Origin of the sequence: Sphingomonas sp. CFBP 8765 (assembly GCF_014841445.1) — a bacterium.
GTDB lineage: Bacteria > Pseudomonadota > Alphaproteobacteria > Sphingomonadales > Sphingomonadaceae > Sphingomonas > Sphingomonas aerolata.
Map to the genome: position 1 here is coordinate 105,671 of NZ_JACYTY010000007.1, position 18,375 is coordinate 124,045.

Annotated in this window: 15 protein-coding genes and 1 pseudogene; 8 read left to right on the forward strand and 8 right to left on the reverse strand. The window is 62.7% G+C overall.

What is annotated here, in order from left to right:
- The first annotated feature begins 246 nt into the window (after nt 1–246).
- Together IFT87_RS16615 and IFT87_RS16620 are read left to right on the forward strand one after the other, a co-directional pair.
- Nucleotides 247–1,752 (forward strand): MASE1 domain-containing protein, encoded by a 1,506-nt coding sequence (locus IFT87_RS16615; RefSeq protein ID WP_192191289.1) that lies wholly within the window; start codon nt 247–249, stop codon nt 1,750–1,752.
- The gene (locus IFT87_RS16620; RefSeq protein ID WP_192191290.1) at nt 1,683–2,048 is read left to right on the forward strand and encodes a GGDEF domain-containing protein; all 366 of its coding nucleotides are present in this window, start codon (nt 1,683–1,685) and stop codon (nt 2,046–2,048) included. The genes IFT87_RS16615 and IFT87_RS16620 overlap by 70 nt, the downstream gene beginning before the upstream one ends.
- 889 nt (nt 2,049–2,937) lie before the next feature.
- Here the strand turns inward: IFT87_RS16620 and IFT87_RS16625 are convergent.
- The 3 genes from IFT87_RS16625 to IFT87_RS16635 form a co-directional block, all read right to left on the reverse strand.
- Nucleotides 2,938–4,404, reverse strand: a complete 1,467-nt coding sequence (locus IFT87_RS16625) for a S41 family peptidase (protein ID WP_037527874.1) — start codon at nt 4,402–4,404, stop codon at nt 2,938–2,940.
- A gap of 82 nt (nt 4,405–4,486) precedes the next feature.
- On the reverse strand, nt 4,487–5,584 hold the full coding sequence (locus IFT87_RS16630; protein ID WP_197975325.1) for a helix-turn-helix domain-containing protein: 1,098 nt from the start codon (nt 5,582–5,584) through the stop codon (nt 4,487–4,489).
- A gap of 405 nt (nt 5,585–5,989) precedes the next feature.
- Nucleotides 5,990–6,718, reverse strand: a complete 729-nt coding sequence (locus tag IFT87_RS16635; RefSeq protein WP_192191291.1) for a glycine-rich domain-containing protein — start codon at nt 6,716–6,718, stop codon at nt 5,990–5,992.
- A gap of 177 nt (nt 6,719–6,895) precedes the next feature.
- Here IFT87_RS16635 and IFT87_RS21060 point away from each other — a divergent pair, with 177 nt between their 5' ends.
- A complete protein-coding gene (locus IFT87_RS21060; RefSeq protein ID WP_426291239.1) occupies nt 6,896–7,096 on the forward strand; it encodes a DUF938 domain-containing protein in 201 nt (66 codons plus the stop codon).
- Between the two features lie 355 nt (nt 7,097–7,451).
- Here IFT87_RS21060 and IFT87_RS16645 read toward each other — a convergent pair whose 3' ends face one another.
- Nucleotides 7,452–8,345 carry a Gfo/Idh/MocA family protein gene (locus tag IFT87_RS16645; RefSeq protein ID WP_037529740.1) on the reverse strand — a complete coding sequence of 298 codons (894 nt, stop codon included), beginning with the start codon at nt 8,343–8,345 and terminating at the stop codon, nt 7,452–7,454.
- 252 nt (nt 8,346–8,597) lie between these two features.
- Here IFT87_RS16645 and IFT87_RS16650 point away from each other — a divergent pair, with 252 nt between their 5' ends.
- From IFT87_RS16650 to IFT87_RS16660, 3 genes are all read left to right on the forward strand, one after another.
- Nucleotides 8,598–10,880 (forward strand): TonB-dependent receptor, encoded by a 2,283-nt coding sequence (locus IFT87_RS16650; protein WP_197975326.1) that lies wholly within the window; start codon nt 8,598–8,600, stop codon nt 10,878–10,880.
- A gap of 510 nt (nt 10,881–11,390) precedes the next feature.
- On the forward strand, nt 11,391–12,722 hold the full coding sequence (locus IFT87_RS16655; protein ID WP_192191292.1) for a Gfo/Idh/MocA family protein: 1,332 nt from the start codon (nt 11,391–11,393) through the stop codon (nt 12,720–12,722).
- Nucleotides 12,723–13,117: 395 nt separating this feature from the next.
- Nucleotides 13,118–13,885 (forward strand): NIPSNAP family protein, encoded by a 768-nt coding sequence (locus tag IFT87_RS16660; RefSeq protein ID WP_052380805.1) that lies wholly within the window; start codon nt 13,118–13,120, stop codon nt 13,883–13,885.
- A 100-nt stretch (nt 13,886–13,985) separates the two neighbouring features.
- Here IFT87_RS16660 and IFT87_RS16665 read toward each other — a convergent pair whose 3' ends face one another.
- Genes IFT87_RS16665 through IFT87_RS16680 form a run of 4 tightly spaced genes read right to left on the reverse strand, consistent with a single transcriptional unit; the run spans nt 13,986 to nt 16,647 of the window.
- On the reverse strand, nt 13,986–15,008 hold the full coding sequence (locus IFT87_RS16665) for a sensor histidine kinase (RefSeq protein WP_052380806.1): 1,023 nt from the start codon (nt 15,006–15,008) through the stop codon (nt 13,986–13,988).
- Nucleotides 15,001–15,870, reverse strand: coding sequence for a winged helix-turn-helix domain-containing protein (locus IFT87_RS16670; RefSeq protein ID WP_213014498.1), 870 nt, complete (start codon nt 15,868–15,870; stop codon nt 15,001–15,003). The genes IFT87_RS16665 and IFT87_RS16670 overlap by 8 nt, the downstream gene beginning before the upstream one ends.
- Nucleotides 15,818–16,156 (reverse strand): UrcA family protein, encoded by a 339-nt coding sequence (locus tag IFT87_RS21065; protein WP_157840511.1) that lies wholly within the window; start codon nt 16,154–16,156, stop codon nt 15,818–15,820. Before IFT87_RS21065 ends, IFT87_RS16670 begins: the two co-directional genes overlap by 53 nt.
- Nucleotides 16,153–16,647: a periplasmic heavy metal sensor gene (locus IFT87_RS16680; protein WP_052149105.1), complete on the reverse strand. Its 495-nt coding sequence runs from the start codon at nt 16,645–16,647 to the stop codon at nt 16,153–16,155. Before IFT87_RS16680 ends, IFT87_RS21065 begins: the two co-directional genes overlap by 4 nt.
- A gap of 315 nt (nt 16,648–16,962) precedes the next feature.
- Between IFT87_RS16680 and IFT87_RS21070 the strand changes: the two are divergent.
- Nucleotides 16,963–17,112 (forward strand): annotated as a pseudogene (locus tag IFT87_RS21070) (arsenical resistance protein ArsH); the annotation flags it as partial.
- A 545-nt stretch (nt 17,113–17,657) separates the two neighbouring features.
- Entirely contained in the window at nt 17,658–17,894 is a 237-nt protein-coding gene (locus tag IFT87_RS16690; RefSeq protein WP_081874081.1) for a DUF3253 domain-containing protein, read from the forward strand.
- Nucleotides 17,895–18,375: the final 481 nt, after the last annotated feature.

Genomic DNA, 18,375 nt, shown 5'->3' on the forward strand with positions numbered 1-18,375 from the left:
GCTGCCCTGGATCAGCTTGCGGCGCTGAAGATCCGCGGCGGCAGGGTTCTCCGCCGCAATCTTCACATAACGCCGCGTTGGCATCCTCAAGGGCGGGTATGCCGATCAGACGGCCTGCTCTGTTTCGCATGGCGCCGGCCAAACCTCGCTATCGGCGATGAAGCCAAATTTGGAGCAGGCTTCACAACCGATTGAAAATACACCAGTCCTTATGATCCGTTAACCGTCGCCTCCTACATTTTGCGCATGAACCGAATAGCCCACCGTGTAACCGAGCTCACACGTTTTGCAGCGCTACCGATCGCCACAGGCGTTGGTTACTATCTGGCGGCCTTCGCATCCCTCTACCTCACCCGCGGTGCTGACGGGATCGCGATGCTGTGGCCGCCCAGCGGCATTCTGTTCGCAGCCTTACTGGTCGAACCTCGGAATCGCATCGCGTGGCATTTAGGCGCCGCAGCAATGGCCAGTCTCGCTGCCAACCTCGGCGGCGGGAATGGCGTCCTGCTTTCGATCGGTTTCACGCTCGCTAACGTGTCCGAGTCCGGATTTGCGGCATGGCTTTTACGAAACCGAACGCGGCGTCGTGATTCATTCACCGATCCAAAGGGCTTGGTCTGGTTCTGCATCGCCGCAGCGGCCGCGGCAGCGTTGAGCGCGACGATCGCCGCCTGTGCGGCAATGGCTGTCGGGATCAGCTTCTGGCTTTCGTGGTTCACGACTGATCTGCTGGGAATTTTAATCGTTGCCCCGCTCATCCTGATCGCAGGCCGAGCCTTCTATCGCAAAAGGTTTCGCGATGGCCTGGCAGCAGCCCCGCAAGCCGTCGCGATATTTCTGCTCGTGGCTAGCGTGTCGATCATTGCCTTCTCGCAGGTCAACTACTCGCTGCTTTTCCTGCCGATGCTGGCAGTCCTTCTGGCGGCGTTGCGAATGGGACCGTTTGGCGCCGCCGGAAGTGTGTTGATCGTTGCGACGGCCAGCTCACTCGCCCATATTTTCGGCTCTGATCCGCAGGCAATCGCCGATGGTCAGGCGTATGCACGTAGCATCTTTCTGCAATTCTATCTGCTGGCCCTGTTCGCGGCCGCCCTGCCGATTGCCGCCTTGCTTGCGACTAGACAACAGCTGATCGATAGCAACGCGAACAAGCTGCGGTTGCTTGAGCTTGCCGAAGGTGCGGCTCATGTCGGTCATTGGCATCTCGATTTGTTGACGCAACTCATAACATGGTCGGACGAAGTCTTTCGCATTCATGGTGTGGAGAACCGCGTTCCGCCGTCACTCGACACCGCGATAGACGCCTATCATCCTGACGATAGGGATGCGGTTTCGGCACATATCGGGCGCTCCCTCGAACACTGCGTAGGTTTTGAATTCACCGCTCGCATCGTCCGCCCCGACGGGGAGGTACGCCATGTGTTTTCGAAGGGTGAGATTGACCGAAACGGCGTCAATGAGTCGGTTGGCCTGTTCGGCATTATCCAGGACATCACGACCCAGGTTGCGCACGAAGCCGAGATGGAACGGGCCCGCATTCGTGCTGAGACTGCCGCCCGCAACGCGATAATTCTGGCCGAGACGGACCAGCTTACCGGAATTGCAAACCGGCGCCGTACCAGCTTCGTGCTTGAGCAGACGTTGCTGCTCGCCCGCGAACCGGGCACCCAATGTCCGTCGCGATGTTCGATATTGATCACTTCAAGCGCATCAATGACACCTATGGACATCACACAGGCGACGAGGTGCTGAAGAGGGTGGCAGCAGGCGCTGCCGCGGAACTGCGCAGCGGCGATACCATTGGCCGCTTCGGCGGTGAAGAATTCGTGATCGTGTTACCGGACGCCGCAGCGGATGCGGCAAGCAAGGTCGCCGAACGGGTGCGTCATGCGATCGGCACGGACAACTGTACGCCGGGCGTCACGGTGAGCATTGGCGTGGCAGAAATGGCGCCTGGGGAGAGTTGCGATGCGCTGCTGAGACGCGCCGATGACGCGCTGTATGTCGCGAAGAACGAGGGTCGCAACAGGATGCGGCTGGCCGCCTAGCGAAAGTCGTCCGTAGACGCAGCCGTACTTTCAATGTCTGTCTCAATTGCGCATTCGCGAATGGCCTGTCGGCGACAAGAAACGGGAGAGATGGCGCTTAACGAATGGCCGTTATGGGTTGCCCGTATAGCCACTCTGAACGTCCGGTATTGGGCGCTAGCTACCGGTCCGCTTTGCAGCTGGTAAAATCCAATAGATGACACTCAGATCAGCCTACCCGCTTCCCACAATCGCTGCTAATTCATGTTCCAAGTTTGACCGCTTCTCGGTTTTCATGGCGCATGCTGGTAGGTGCCTGCTCACCGTCGTCGCGAGCAGCCGGACCAGTTCCGGCTGCATAAATGCAAAACTGTTCATTACGTCAAACAAATCGCGCGCTTGTCTGCCAGAGCCACCCGGATTTGAAGCTGGAGCTTGCTCCGATGCGCCTTCCTCATAACGAAGATCAGGTCGACCCGGCTGACCATTTCAGCCTTGAGCGAGTTCTCAGCGTCATGGTTAGGACGCGCGTCGGGTCCGAACGCGGTGGCGGCTCTCCCACCGATCGGTCCTGCGACTTCTAGAAACGGCTTAAGCTTGCGTCTCTCCCGATCGGAACGCCTGGCCCGTCCGTCAGAAGCGCAGCCAAGGCACCCTCAAGGTAGGTAAGCGCGGCGTCATCCAGCGCCTAGGCGATGAGTTCGGCCCCGTCCTCGTCGAGGCAGAGATCGGGGGGTCTGATCGGATCTCGCAATCATGCTGATGAAGGTAGTTAAGACCTCTATCTTGGTCGACCTCCCGACGACTACGGCAGCGGTGCGCCAGACCCGGACATTCGCAGTGGTTCCCGCTTACCAGCTCCGGTCGTTCGTTCATCCCGAACGCAAGCGCTCGGAGCCGCGGCCATTCGTCACGCAAGTGCGCGGATCAACTGGCCATCCGTGCCCTTCGCGATGTCTGCCCGCGTGATCGGGATTGCTATGTCCGGCTTCACACCCCGGTCGGGTTGCGGGGTCGTCGGAAACCGGCCGATCAGCGGCAGGTCGGCTTCCAGCCCGGTCGCAGGCAGTCGCACGAAGTAGAAGCAGCCACCGTTGATCCCGCGCCGGTTGCCGCCGGTCGTCTCACCGATCAGCGTTGCAAGGCGATTACGGCGGACGAAATCGGCGAACTGGAACGTCGCCGAACTGTTTTGCGGGCCGATCAGAACGCGCACGTCGCCCTCATAGCGTGTACCGCGCGGTCTGATCGGGTCCACCCGGTCGCCTTGCGCATCGAACCGGAGGAACCGGTCGCTGATCCTGGTCGCATTCTCTCCCAGATGGTCGAAACTGCGGTCCCACGTGTCGAGCACAGGCCGCAGGTCCTCGGGCACGGTGCGGTAGCGGACGAGCCTCTGGACCTCCTCGAACGGCGTCTCGCGGTTCACCAGCCGTTCGGCAAGCGCGTTACCGCAGTCGAGCCCCCCCTCGTTCGCGCGCAGATCGACGACCAATCGCGGCACCCGCTCGGCGACCAGCCGGTCGACCGCCTGATCGAGCCAGCCGCGCCAATCCCACTTGCTGTCGTAGAGACCCCAGCTCGGCATCGACAGAAGCGCGGCGTCGCCGCGCCGCTCGATCGTCCAGACCGGCGTGTCGCCGCTCGCATCGACGCCGGCGTGCGCGGTGGTACGGCGCTGCGCCAGCGAGACGCCGGCAACGGTCGCGGTACGTCGCCGTCCGGAGGGGTCTTCCACCGTCAGCTGATAGCGGTCCTGCCCGAACAGCATCGAGAAGAAGATGTCGAAGGTTTCGTAGCGGTCGTCTCCTTGGACCGAGAGAAGGCGGCGACGCTTGGCATCGTTGTGCCCATCCGCACGCGCGAGCGGCATGAGCGCGGCGAGAATGGCGCTCGCGGATCGGCCGTTGACCGCCAGGATGCGGCTTCCCGGCGAGATCCCCGTGGCGAATGGATCGGCCGTGACGACCATCGCGTCGCCGATCCAGAGGAAGTCGAACGGCAACCGATCCGCTGCTCCGAACAACGCGACGGCGATCTCGCGTCGCTGGTTGTAGAAATTGGCATAGCTATGGCCGCAGCGCACGGTCGCGAGAAAGCGCGACAGCGTGAGGTAGAACGCCCGTAGCGTCATGGGGATGGCCGCCGCCTGGTCCAGCGCTGTGAAGCGGGCATCGATCTCCCGGGGCGTATTGTAACGGTGGATGCCGGGGTGGAGCTCGGCATATGCCCTGCGCAGTAACGCGACGTCCTCGCGCATCGCCGCGGCGCGGAGGAGCGTCGGACTGGATGAGGTCCGGGCGAGCAGCGGCGAGGCTGCAAAGGTGGCGCCGAGGCCGCCGAGCACGGTGCGGCGGGACGGTGGCGATGCGGTCATGTCGGCTCCGACGTTATGGATACCCCCTTCAAGCATGGCCGAGCGCGTACGCGTCGCCTCATCATCGCCCATGCCATGCGATTTATCGTTTGTGAGACGCCCGATACGCACTCGGTGAGCGACCATAGCGCCGCTGGAAGGCGCGGTTGAAGCTTGCCTTCGACGAGAACCCGGCGTCGAGCGCGATCGCCAAGACTGGCCGGGAATCATCCGCCGCCAGTGCCGCGGCCACGTCCTCGCAGCGAAGACCGTTGACGAAGTCCGAAAAGCCGACGCCCAGCCCCTCATTGAGTGCGCGCGACACATAGGTCTCGTTGGTCGCGAGCAGGCTCGCCAGCCGCCGCAGCGTCAGCGCGTCGTCGCGATACCACCCGTTATCGCGGATCCGCGTCGCCCATTCCTCCCCTTGCGCCTGCCAGTTTCGAACGGCGGGTGATCGCACCTCCGGATGCTCCAGTGTGTCGAGCGCCGGAAACGGCAACGCGAGATACCGCCATCCTGCGATCCCGAGATACAATGCGAACCCCGCGATCGCGGCGTAGAGCGGCATCAGCCCCCTATAGCCGAGCGGCTTCACCGCATCGACCAGCAGCCAGCCCGCCCAGACGATCGCCAGCAACGGATAGGCGACGGCGGTGCGGCTGAGCCACGCCGTCGCGAACCGCGCGTCGTCGCTGCGCTTTTGCGACAGAGCGTCGCGGTAGCCGTGCAACAGCCGGATCGTCCACGCGCCATAGACGACGAAGCTGATCGCGAGCAGCGATGCGACGATCGCATTGCCGGTCGTGAAAGCAAGATCCGCCCAGTAATGCTTCAGCGGCGTCGGCAGGAGGAAGGCGGCAGCCTGATAGGCGAACTGGATCGCGCCCGGCAGCAGGTGTCGCCATGCCGCGGGCGACCAGCGGCCGGTGACGAGAGCATAAGCGTGAAGATAGAGGAGCGGCGGGACCAGCAGCGCGTTCGAGAAAGGCGCGAAGGTCAGCCACCACCAGCGATCGTAAAAGCCGGCAAACCCGATCAGCCAGGGCACGAAGACGCCGGTCATGACGATCAGCAGCGCGGCGAGCGCGCGCGCCGCCAGCCGGTTGTGGAACGACGCCGACAAGCCGACCGCCAGCGGAAGCAGAATTGCCGCTGCCACCGTGAGGACAGCCGTGCGCCAGCCAAAGACCAGATCCATGACGGTCAGCGTAGCTTAGCCGACACCCAAAGCTAGAGATCCCATTTCGGAAGGAGGCCAGTCGCCTCACCTGCGCACATCCGAGCACCCCCTCAGCGCTTGCACAGCTTAAAACTTGCGGCTCACGGCCGCTCGAAAGACGGGATGGCAAAGACCCAGAACCACTCGTGCAGCAGTGTCTTTGAGCAGGCCGAAAGCGGACGTCCGTTCACCTCTGCCGCTCGTGAGCGAATATCAGGACGCAGTGCGCGTGGCGGCAAATCCCGTGGGCCCCACTCCGGAGCAAAGGTAGTGCGAACAGCTTTACAGTATTCGGGTTGGTGCTGGCGTGCACCGCCGTCGACGCGCATGTCTCGCTTGGCGGCGGTGCGCCCCTCCTCGTCGCCCGTTGCAAGACGGGGTGGGTCATGAGCACCCCCCGCCGCACCCGCCATCTCCGCTACCGCATCCGTCCAACCCGCAAGCGCCACCGTCGAAGTTCAGATCGAAACGACGACCAGTTCTGCCGGCCTTTAGTCGCGCGCCCTGGATCCATGTGACGATCGCGACGGCAAGGAGGAAAACGGCAACCAGCGCCACCATATCTTGAACGATCAGGACGACCAGGCCGGCGCAAATGAACCCGACCAACGTCGCCTCTTCCGCGCCCAGAAGCATCTTTCTGGTCCGGTCGATCCGCTGGAAATTTCCCGAGAATCGTTCGCAGGGATCGGGCCAAACATCTGCGGGCGGCGCAGCACCAAAGGTGTCCCGGTATAAATTGAGCGTACGCACATACCGGTCACGATAGTGCTCGCATTGCTCGGGGCCACCCGATGTCGGCTCGTGATGAATATCGCGCGCGACGATATCGCGGCAGAGGCCGTGCCAATAATCGCGGGTATAAGCCAGATGCAGATGCCACGCCTGATCAACCGCGTCCGACGGCGTAAGCTGCTCATCGCTGATCGCGACCAGCGCGAGGAAGCGACGATATTCCGTCGCGACCCGGTCTGCAAACGACCCGGTCCATCCGTTCTCTGTGGCCAGCCTCCCTTTGAAGCTGAGGGCTGCACCGGGCTGGCCGATGCTCAGGGTCTCGATCCTCCCAATGAGGATCCTTCGCGCCATATGCGCGGGGCTGTTCGGTTCCATACCCCATTAAATTAGTATGATATTGTTGCAGGATTGTGACGCCGATGGCGACCAAGCGATCCGGATGCCGCCGCCCGCACCTCGATCGTTGCGTGATGCTCTGGGGTAGACAATGTCCGACCGCCACTCGGCCTCGACACTGCCGTTGCAGGCTGAGCGATCGTAAGCGCGGCGCCGATATCGTGCATCAACATGGTCCATTTCAGCCTGTGGTCGACGACGCTCGGGTCACTCGCCGGGGCGGCCCGCCTGTTGCGAGCGGGCGATCCATTGTTCCTGCACGACCCCTTTCACCGTGCAGATCAGCCGACCGGGCCGTCCAACGAAACGTTCAACGCTTCCCCGAAGACACGCAGCCCGCTCTGGGACTTACGTTAGCTCGAGACAGTGATCGTAGCTGCTGACGTGTCCACGCTGGCTCGTGTCGTCCAAATGCCGGCCAATAACCCTTGGGTCGTTCTGCAACGCAATTCGCTACAGACCGGGCCCATGGCAGTCCGAGGGGCTACCGCCACGCACGACCTTCTTTCGCCTACGACCCACAAGCTGACGTCGCAGGGCATTCCCCCCCCCGCCGAGCTGCGGACACTCATTCAATGAGGTTTCCGGCTAAGCCACTGCATGCCATTTAGGCGGTTGTCGGCACTGGCGTACATGAAGTGGGGGCGACCTTGTCGGTGCGGTGCGGGCTGTGCGCCGACGCCTTCGAATTACGGAACGCCTGTCCGAGACTTCACGCCTCCGTGTGACGGACGATGGCCTCGCAAACTTCATGCGTTGCGAGAATAGCGGCTGCATCGACCGGCCTTCGCTCACGCGCCGCAAGCAGGAAGTCGTCGCACATCGCCGCAAAGCCGCGCTGCTCTCCTACCGAGATCCAGTCGCCTCGTCGATGTAAGCGCTGTGTCCCGCTTGTCTCGACGCGATCAGCAAGGTTCAGCACGGTATGACGGGCCCCACCGCCAATGAGGTCCAGGCGTTCCTCGTCGAGCCCACTGTTACGATGCATCGTGCCGATAGCGGTAAACCCGTCGCCTGCCAGCGTGAGGGTGATCGTGTGGAGCATGCCGTCTACGACATGGGTTTCGATGTTGCGTCGGCGGACCGGTCCTGGGGCCAGGAACAGCAGCGTATCGACGACATGGATGAAGTCATCAAAGACGACCTTCCGCGGTTCGTTGGGTTGCCGGCAGCGGTGCTTTTCGAGGATGATGAGGTTCGCGTCGATGCCTCGCAATGCGACATAATCTGGCGCAAACCGCCGGTTGAAGCCGACCATAAGCGGAACGACACGGTCCGTGGCCAAGGCGACAAGCGCTTCGACGTCGCCGAGATTATCGGCGAGCGGCTTATCGACGAAGGTCGGGACGCCTCTCTCAACAAGGAGCCTGACGAGCTCGCCGTGTGCCTGCGTGGACGCGTGGACGAAGGCGGCGTCGAACGATGTGGTGGAAAGCGCATCTGCAGCGCTGGTGTGCCGATGCCCGATACGAAACGAGCGGCCGACCTCGTCGAGGACGCCCGCATCGCGCGTCGCCAGGTGAATGTCGAGATCAGCTCGCGTCGACAGAACCGGAAGATATGCTTTGCGAGCGATGTCACCCAGCCCGATGAGAAGCACGCGCATATCTATTCCCCGGTCCGGCACGATCGCCGCGTCTGCCGGGCCGCAATAGCTTCACGATTGCGCTCCCCGCAACCAATCGTCGGGGATGACCGCGACCGCAACTGGGGCAAAGATGTCGCGGTGCGCAGCAAAAATGCATCGCCGCCGATCGTGTCTCTTGCCGCACGTTGCAGTGATGTTACCGGTCGGGGTCGGATCCGGGTCACACGGATCGACGCAGGAGGATGTTCGAAGCCCAAGGGGGGACCATCCATGATTCGCTTGCCCGTTCGTACGTCTGCCATCGCCCGGCTGCTGGCCGCCAGCGCGCCGTTATTCGTCTGTGCCACACCCGCCGTCGCGCAGGACCAGGCGCCGACGGGGCAAGCCGTCGGCGATCCGGCCGGCGAACAGGGCGTCGGCGACATCGTCGTCACGGCGACCCGCCGTCGGGAATCGGCGAAGGACGTGCCGCTCGCGGTCACCGCGATCAGCGGTGAGAAACTCGACGTGCTCAACTCGAGCGGGCTCGATATCCGGTTCCTCGCCGGTCGTACGCCGAGCCTCCAGGTGGAATCGTCGTTCGGCCGCACCTTCCCGCGCTTCTACATCCGCGGGCTCGGCAATACCGATTTCGATCCGAACGCCGCACAGCCGGTGTCGGTGGTGTATGACGACGTCGCGCTCGAAAATCCGATGCTGAAATCCTTCCCGGTGTTCGACCTGCAAAGCGTCGAAGTGCTGCGCGGGCCGCAGGGCACGTTATTCGGGCGCAACACGCCAGCCGGCGTCGTGAAGATCAATTCCGCCAAGCCGGATCCGGACAAGGTCTCGGGCTACGCGACTGGATCGTGGGCGACCTACAACACGATCAACGGCGAGGCGGCGCTGAACCTGCCGATCGGCAACGGCTTCGCCTTCCGCGCCTCAGGTATCATTCAGTCGCGTGACGACTGGGTCACCAACGATTCCGCGACGGGCAATGCCGATCGCAAGCTCGAAGGGTATCGCGATGTCGCCGGCCGCTTCCAGCTCGGCTATACCAACGGCGACTTCAACGCCTTGCTGAACGTCCACGTCCGTGACCTCACGGGCTCGCCGCGCATTTTCCGCGCCGGGCTGTTCAAACCCGGCACCAACGACTTCAACACCGGCTTCGACCCCAAGCACGTCACGCTCGACGGCTATACCATCCAGAGCTTGACGCAATGGGGCACGAACCTGCGGCTCGACTATCATCTCGACGGCATCGGCACCTTCTATTCGGTCACCGGCTATGAACAGGCCAAGGTCGAGAGCACCGGTGATGTCGATGGCGGCAACAGCTACCCGTTCACGGGCGGCACGATCGGCGCGATCGGCGTCGGGCTGTTCCCGTCGAACACCGGCGGCCTCACCAAGCCCAAGGAGTTCAGCCAGGAACTGCGCTACGCCAGCGAGGACATGAACGGCATCCGCTTGCAGGGCGGGCTGTATTATTTCTACCAGACGCTGCGTTATCATCAATATGACTATGCGTTCGGCGGTACCGGATCGCGTGCGACCGACCTGACGCAGGACATCTTCCACGACAATCGCAACGAGAATTACGGTGCGTTTGCATCGATCGAGGCGAAGCCGACCGAGTTGCTGACGTTGCGCGCGGGCGTCCGCTATTCGCACGACTATCGCAACGACCTCGTGACGGCACCGATCCCCGGGACCGGGATCAGCGACACACTGCCCGCGCGTGCGGTCGTCCGTGGCTCGAACGTGACCTGGGACGCGAGCGCGACCTATGAGCTGACCCCCGCGATCAACGTGTATTCGCGGCTTGCGACCGGCTATCAGGGGCCGGCGATCCAGGACCGCGTGACGTTCGGCAGCGTCCAGAGCACCGCACCGAAACAGACAACCTTCTCGGGCGAGAGCGGCTTCAAGGGGACGCTGCTCGACCGGAAGGTGAACTTCTCGCTCGACGCCTATTGGTACAGCACCAAGGACCTTCAGATCACGGCGGTCGGCGGCAGCAGCAACTCGGCCCGGCTGATCAGCGCGGACAAGGCGATCGGCTACGGCGTCGAGGGCGAGTTCGAGGCACGGCCGGTCCCCGAATTGTCGCTGACCGCGAGCGGCAGCTACAACTTCACCGAGATCCGCGATCGCTCGATCGGCGTGGGGGTCTGCGCGACCTGCACCGTGCTCGACCCGATCGTGAACGGGTTTGCGATGATCGACGGCAACGATCTCCCCCAGGCGCCACGCTGGATCGCCAACTGGACCGCGCGCTACGGCATCCCGCTCGCCAATGGCGGCGAGGTCTATGCCTATACCGACTGGGTCTATCGCAGCCGCATAAACTTCTTCCTGTACGAAGCGGTCGAGTTCACCGGCAAGTCGTCGCTCGAAGGCGGGCTCAAGGTCGGCTATAAATCGCCGCAGGGGTATGAGGTCGGCGCGTTCGTGCGCAACATCACGAACCAGTATCGCAGCATCAGCGCGATCGATTTCAACAATCTGACGGGCATGATCAACGAGCCGCGGATCATCGGCGGCCAGTTCAAGGTCGAGTTTTAAGTTAAGACGCCGAACTGGGCACCTTGCGCGCAATCCTGGTGTGAAAGTGAGCGTCGCGACCTCGAACTCCTCGACAAGGGCCGTCGCAAGCGCGACGGCCTGATCCAACGCTGCCGTCGAACCACCGGCAACGGCCGCCAGCCGGACGGAGATGGCTTAGAGCACGTCATTACAGGTAGCACGGTCGGTGTCGGCGTGAGCGAGGAGCGCCAATGCAGGCGCGGCTTCGTCAGGAAGGGTATCATTCTCATCGACCAAGCCAACATGCATCAGATCTTGCGGGTGCCCAACTGCCATCGAAGAGGGTGAGCACTGCTCTATCATTCGGATCGTTATTTCGACGATGCGTGACGCTCTTGGTCATGGCCGACCGAACGCTGCTTTTCGCGTGGATGACCTTGATCAGGAGCTGAAACTGCGTTTTGCGGCGCACTCCCTTTACGTCTGTGGTCTTGCGAAGGGGCGGTTGGGCGCTACCAATGCCGTCAGGACTGATTGGGGAGGACCAACATGACCACCAGCTTCGACCGCCGCGCCCTCTTGGTTGGCGGCCTCGCAGCCTCGGCTGCTACCGTGGTGCCACTTGGCCAGGCCTTTGCCCAGCGCCGCGGCCGGGTGTCGGCGAACGACAAGGTCCAGGTGGGTCTGATCGGTTGCAAGGGCATGGGCTGGTCGGATCTATCAGCCATGTGCAAGCGGGCCGACGTGGCGCCCGTAGCCCTTTGCGACGTCGACGCTACGGTCCTTGCGGCACGCGGTGCCGAATTGAAGAAGGTCTCAGGCCGCAGGCCGAAGCTCTACGACGACTATCGTCGGATGCTGGACGACAAGTCGATAGACGCGGTTATCATCGCCACGCCCGACCATTGGCACGCGCTTCAGCTGGTCGATACCATGTCCGCGGGCAAGGACGTTTATTGCGAAAAGCCGCTCGGAAACTCCATTGCCGAATGCCGTGCCATGGTCGCCGCCAAACAGCGTCACAATCGTGTGGTTCAGGTTGGTCAGTGGCAACGCAGCAACCAGCACTGGGCAGACGCGATCGCGCATGTTCAGTCCGGCGGCATCGGTCGGGTCCGAAAGGTCAAGGCTTGGGCGTACATGGGATGGATGAAGCGCGTCGTTCCCCAACCGGATCAGGCCCCACCCGCCGGCGTCGATTATGATAGCTGGCTGGGCCCCGCACCGCTGCGCCCCTTCAATCCCAATCGCTTCCACTTCAGCTGGCGCTGGTACTGGGACTATGCGGGTGGCCTGATGACCGACTGGGGCGTCCATCTGATGGACATCGCGCTGTTGGGCATGAAGGCAGAGGCGCCTCGTTCGGTCAGTTCGCTTGGCGGTGCCTATGGCTATCCGGGCTCTGCGATGGAAACTCCGGACACGCAGAACGCCATCTACGATTTTGGCGACTATTCCGTGGAATGGGAGCATGCGGTCGGCATCAGTCAGGGCCCCTATGGCGGCCGCGACCACGGCGTCGCCTTCGTCGGCGAGACCGGCACCCTTGTCGTCGATCGTGGCCAGTGGCGCGTCACTCCAGAGACAAGCGATGGCAAAGCCATGACTCGGGAGATCCCGGTCACGAAAGCCAAGGACGAGGGGCTCGACCGGCACACAGCCGACTTCATTGCCTGCGTTAAAGATCGCGCGCGCACGCCAGCGTGTACGATTGAGGCGGCGTCCAACACCGCGATCGTCTGCCAAATGGGAAACATCGCGTTGCGCACAGGCCGCAAGGTGAATTGGGATGCTGCATCAGGTCAGTTCAGGGATGACGCAGAAGCGAACGGACTAATCACGCCCCATTATCGTACACCCTATCGGCTGCCAGCTGCATAAGCCGGCTGGCCGCCTATGCCGACGGGGGGACCGCTGCGCCGCGCGCTCGACAGCGGCTCTTGCCAATCGCCGCCATGGACTGACCAAGTGTCGGCCGTTCGGTTGCCAGTCTCAGGTCCTCAACTCTGATCGCACTTACACATTAGCTGAACAGCTTCCTTCGGTGATTAGGCGCTGTCAGCATTTATCCAGATATCATAGCGCTGAATCAGTTAACGTCCCCCAGCTGACCCATTGGACGCAGGAATGCCGCGCGGTCGGCGCAGGTCAATCATCAGCGGGCAGACATCGCGGATTGACGACGGTTGCGGCTTGCGCTCGACTGGCCCGGACGGCTTTGCGAGGACATGATGGCATATCCAATTGATAGACGTTCGTTGCTCGCAGGTGCCGCTATGGGCGGCGTGGCGCTCGCAACTGTCGAGGCTGAGGCTCAGCCCCGCGACGCGGCAGCAACCTTGGGAATCTACGAACTGCGGACCTATCGGCTGGTAAACGGCCCCATGAAGGACCGTCTGGACGCTTATCTCAGGAACGCCTTTATACCAGCAGCACGACGCGCGGGTTGCGGGCCGGTGGGTGTATTTACGGTCGCGATCGGATCCGCAAGTCCAAGCGTCCATGTTCTCGTCCCCTATCCCTCGATCGAGGATTTCGTGGCGTTGCCCGGCAGGCTCATCGCCGATCCAAGCTACACCACGGCTGCCGGGTCGTTTTTGAAGGCGACGCCCGACGCGCCGCCATACGCGGCCCTCGAGGTGAAGCTGATGCGCGCGTTCCCTCACTTTCCTCGTCTCGAATTGACCGACGCCTCGAGCAGCAACACGCCCCGCATATTCGAACTCAGGACGTATTTCAGCCATAGCGACGCGGCAGGAATGACGAAGATCGGGATGTTCGACACGGGCGGTGAGATCGAGATATTCCGTCGAACTGGCCTAACGCCGGTCTTTTTCGCCCAGGACCTCACCGGAGCTCGCCTGCCGAGCCTGACCTACCTGCTGATCTTTCCCGACCTTGCGACCCGTGAACGAAACTGGCGTGCCTTCGGGTCGGATCCGGCTTGGCGCCGGCTTATCTCGACGCCGGGCCTTACCGACCGCGAAATCACCACCGGAATAGACAACCAGATCCTAAGTCCGGCGTCGTTTTCGCAGATTTGACCGACAAGCGGGCGTTCGCGCCCTATGTGCTCCCCGAACTTCGGTCGTCCGTTCGTTTAGATTCCCGGCCTCTTTTCGGGCGGCATTGCGGCAGAGCTGTTCATCTCGGCAATGCCACCCTGAACCGACCACCGCCCGCCTCGGCTGCGATGCAGCGCACCTCACCTCCGTGTTGCCGTGCAATCTGACGGACCAAGCTGAGACCGAGGCCATGTCCGCCATCACCCTCGTTCGCGCCGCGTGCTCTGTAGAACGGCGCGAAGATGGCCTCACGCTCGCTCGGCGGGACGCCTGCGCCACCATCGTGGACTTCAAGCGCGATCTCATTTGCGCAGGCGGTCAGCGTGACGAGGATCGGCGTTCCGCCGCCATGGCGTTGCGCGTTTTCGAGGAGATTGCGGATCATCCGCCGCAGAAGGACTGCGTCGCCGGACATCTTCACGCGCACGCCCGCGAACCGCGCGGTCGCGCGCGCACATTCTTCGGCAACGAGCGCGGTCAGATCCACGACCGTTCGCGAATTCACATGCACTGACGTCCCGTCGAGGCGGCTCGCCAACAGCACTTCCTCGACCAGCTGGTCGAGCTCCATCACATTGCGCGCTAACTCCGCGCGTACTGCGACGGACGGTGCCTCGGACAGCAACTCGATCGCCATGCGGATACGCGCAAGCGGCGATCGCAGTTCGTGGGAGGCATTGGCCAGCAGGATCCGCTGCGCGCTCATCAACGCTTCGATCCGCCCGGCCGATTGGTTGAAGCTCATTGCCAGCCGCGCAATTTCGTCGCGCCCCTCGACGGCCACCCGGCTCGACAGATCGCCTGTCCCCCAGGCATCGACGCTGGCCTGGAGCCGCTCGAGCCGGCGGGTGAGCCGGCGAACGACGGGGAATGCAGCGACCGCCACGACCACCGCAATCGCCAGCAGCAGCACCAGCATGGCGAGATGGCCACGGAAGCCCTGCATGGCCGCCGGCGCCGCGCCATAGCGCAGGTGCGCCAGTCCAAAGAGAGTTGCCGCCGCGGTTAGGCTCGCCAGCAATGCGAGATAGATCCGCCAATACAGGCGCTGCATCAGGCGGGGTCGGCCGCTGTCTCCGTCCAGCACGTCAGGCTCAGCCATCCTGCACCCTTGCGAACACGTAACCTGACCCGCGCACGGTGATGATGCGCCGAGGCTGCCTGGGATCATCTTCGATGGCGGCACGCAGGCGTCCGATATGAACGTCAATCGATCGGTCGAACGGCTCGTGGCTTCCGCCCTTCAACGCGTCGATCAGCTGGTCGCGCGACAGCACGCGACCGGCGCGCTCGGCGAGCACCACGAGCAGATCGAACTGATAGGCGGTCAGCGGGCAACCCTGCCCGCCCAGCTGTGCCACGCGCGCATCGCGGTCGATCTCCAGCCGCCCGAACCGCAGTCGCGGCAGGCTGTCCGCCGCCGCCAGGGCCGGTCGGCGCAGCACGGCGCGTAGCCTGGCCAGCAACTCGCGGGGCTCGAACGGTTTGGGAAGATAGTCGTCAGCGCCTAGCTCCAGGCCGATTACGCGGTCGAACGGGTCACCCTTTGCCGTGAGCATCACGATCGGCACCGCGCCGGCGGGCGACGGCAGTGCGCGGATGCGACGGCAGATGTCGAGCCCGTCGCTGTCGGGGAGCATCAGGTCGAGCAGCACGGCCGCGAACCCCGCATGCTCGTGGTCGCGCAACGCGGCTAGGCCCTCCTCGCCGGTCGTGGCGTGCGCGATGAGATAGCCGTGCTGGGCCAGATAGGTCTTCACCATCGCCGCCAGGCGGCAATCGTCTTCAATCATCAGGATATGCTGAATGATGGCCTTAGCCTTCGGAAGATGATGCAGGGATGTCCAGCAGACCATACAGGCTTCGCTCAATGCACAAAGCCTGTAGGCCAGGTCCGACGATCGCGTGCCGTCAGCGACCTGTGTCGACCACGAGTGCTGCGATCTCGACCGCTTCTGCCGCATGGGCGGCAGCAATCTGGTCAAGTTGAGCCGAAGCACGGGCTATGGCAGTTCGAGTACAGCGCATCTCGCTCAGGTTCATCGCCAATGGCAAAACACCCTGGGTGGCGCATACCCGACGCGCTGCTCCATGGATGCGCCTCTGAAGGGTTGCCCGGCCGGCTTCGCCGCGTAGATCGAGATCGGCAACGCTGACGCGTTCTATCAGGGTCTGGCTTGACGGCGACGTCAGCGGCGCGGCGTCGCCTGAGACGGCCAGTATGCATATGCCAACCAAAAAGGGGCTCACAGCCCTGCTCCCTTGTGATGGACCGCTTTGAGATGAGCAGCCAATCGGACGCGCTGTGATGGTGTCAGCACCTCGGCCGCGTCGGCCAGCCCTTGGACGATCCGCCGCGAGGCACGGTCCGCCTGCTGCACCTGCTCGACACGCAATGCCTCCAACCCGGCGCGATCGATCGACGGCTGCAACAGCAGGATGTATGTACGTTGGTGCGCGGTCAGGAACTCTGCGTGAAAGGCATCCAGATCGGTATGGACCGAATTGGCGATTAGCTTCAGCTGGGCCCTTTGCTTGGGTGTGCCGTCAGGCAGAAGTTGCGTTAGCATTTTGTTGAAGTGCGCGTCGTTGATCGCAGGATCCGCTGTTGCCGAATGGCCAGGCGGCCCGTGTAGGGGCGGTACCGCCGAGGCTAGGCCAGCACCGGCGATCGCTGCGGTCCCGGCCACGACGGCCAGCAGCCCGGCAACCGTCCGGCGTCGTTGAAAATATCGGTTCATTGCACAGCGCTCCATCCAATTCAGCCGACGAACTATTCGTTGGCCGGTCTGCAATGGCAGAGCGCCTTGGCTTCAAGATGTGTACCGAGTAAAGTTTTGCAAACGTCGGCCAATTGGTGGCGACACACCTTTATCTAACTCACTGACCGCCCTGTAGCTCTTCTGTGGGCTCGACCCATATGCGACGATATCGTCGCGGCATTCCTTGCAGGGTATGAGGTGGAGACGCAGCGCCTGGAGACCGAGACGGTCAGCATCCGCCCGGATCGTGAAGTCGGACTCGCGAATCTCGACCGGCAGATCGGCCTTGCGAAGATGGAGAAGATGGTCCGCTTCACGGTCGTGCTCCGCCCTCACGCGGCCCAGCTCGTCGACCGGTATTCGGAACGGGAGGATGCCGGCGTGCCGATCGATCCGACAATCGATCTGTCGAGCATCGCTACGGCGTCGCATCGACCACGGTGAACGAATGCCAAATTTGGGCAGGCACGTTCCAGCGCTCCGGCTTTGACCAGACCTGATTCCACCATCTTAGCTATGGGGCGAGTTGGTCTTAATATTCGCACTACGCGCTGGCATAATAACCACGACAGCCCCGGAGCTTTCGCTTCGGGGCTGTCGTGGTTGGTTGCGGGGACAGGATTTGACCGCTGCAGAACTCGTTGTCGCCTGAGCGGGGGGACTGTCGTCCGCTCCTAGTTGCTTAGGGCAAAAGCACCACGTCCAGCGTCTATGTCTGCATTTGAAGGTGCCGCTTTTGAGGGCGGCGCCTTCACCCAAAAGGGTAGAGTTGTCGACATCGTGTGTTCGGACCGATCGTTGCTCGCCTTGATATGAGGGCTGGCCCCACAAAGCGGTGATCTTCGCCGCGATTATAAGCTCGATTCCGCGCTGCGCGCGCGGCGGTCAGTTGCTCTTTACTTAGCCCGCATGGCGCCGACCAAGATCTGGAAGGCACCGAATGCCAATAGCAACTTGACCAGCCGGAGTGCGCGGTCGACGCAGTCTGGATGACGGATCCGAAGGCAGCCACTCTTTCCCTGCTCGAGCGCCGCGCACCCGGGGCGACGATATGCCCAAGCGAGGTGGCCCGTTCAATGGCACAGGATTGGCGCAGCGCAATGCCTGCAGTCCACGAAGCGATAGACGAGCTAGTCAGCGACGGGCTGGTACAGCTTAGCTGGAAGGGAAAGCCGCTTGCAAAGCGCTCAGGGCCGTACAGGATCCGCAATCTTGGCGGCGATTGAAGCTAGGGCTTAATTCGCATGTTTTGCCCATTCCAGTATCAGACGTCCGCACAACTACGTCATATTCAGCAGCTGCGGCTGCGGCGACCCACGGACAGACTTTCATGTCGCTCCTTCTGCTGCCCGCAATCAGACACCGGTTTAGGTTGGCACGCTGTGCTCCTTCGTCGCTTGCGGCACGAACACCGAGAGCGCGAGCGTGACGCCTACGATTATCAGGACGCCTTAGAACGTCAGGTGCAGGCCGCGCGCTAGCCCTGCCCACTTCGCCACTGTGCTTGCCGCCGACCCCTGCCCTACGAGTATCTACTGAATCTGTTGCAGCGGCCCAGCGGGTCAGCGTGCTAGGCTGTCATTGAGCTCAATGACCAGCACCGCCGCCCCAAGCGTGCTGCCAGATTGCAGGCAACACGTTGGAGGCCGTCGTGGCCCCAAGCTCTGCGAAACCCACGCTGCCCTGGATCAGTGTGAGGATAAGGCA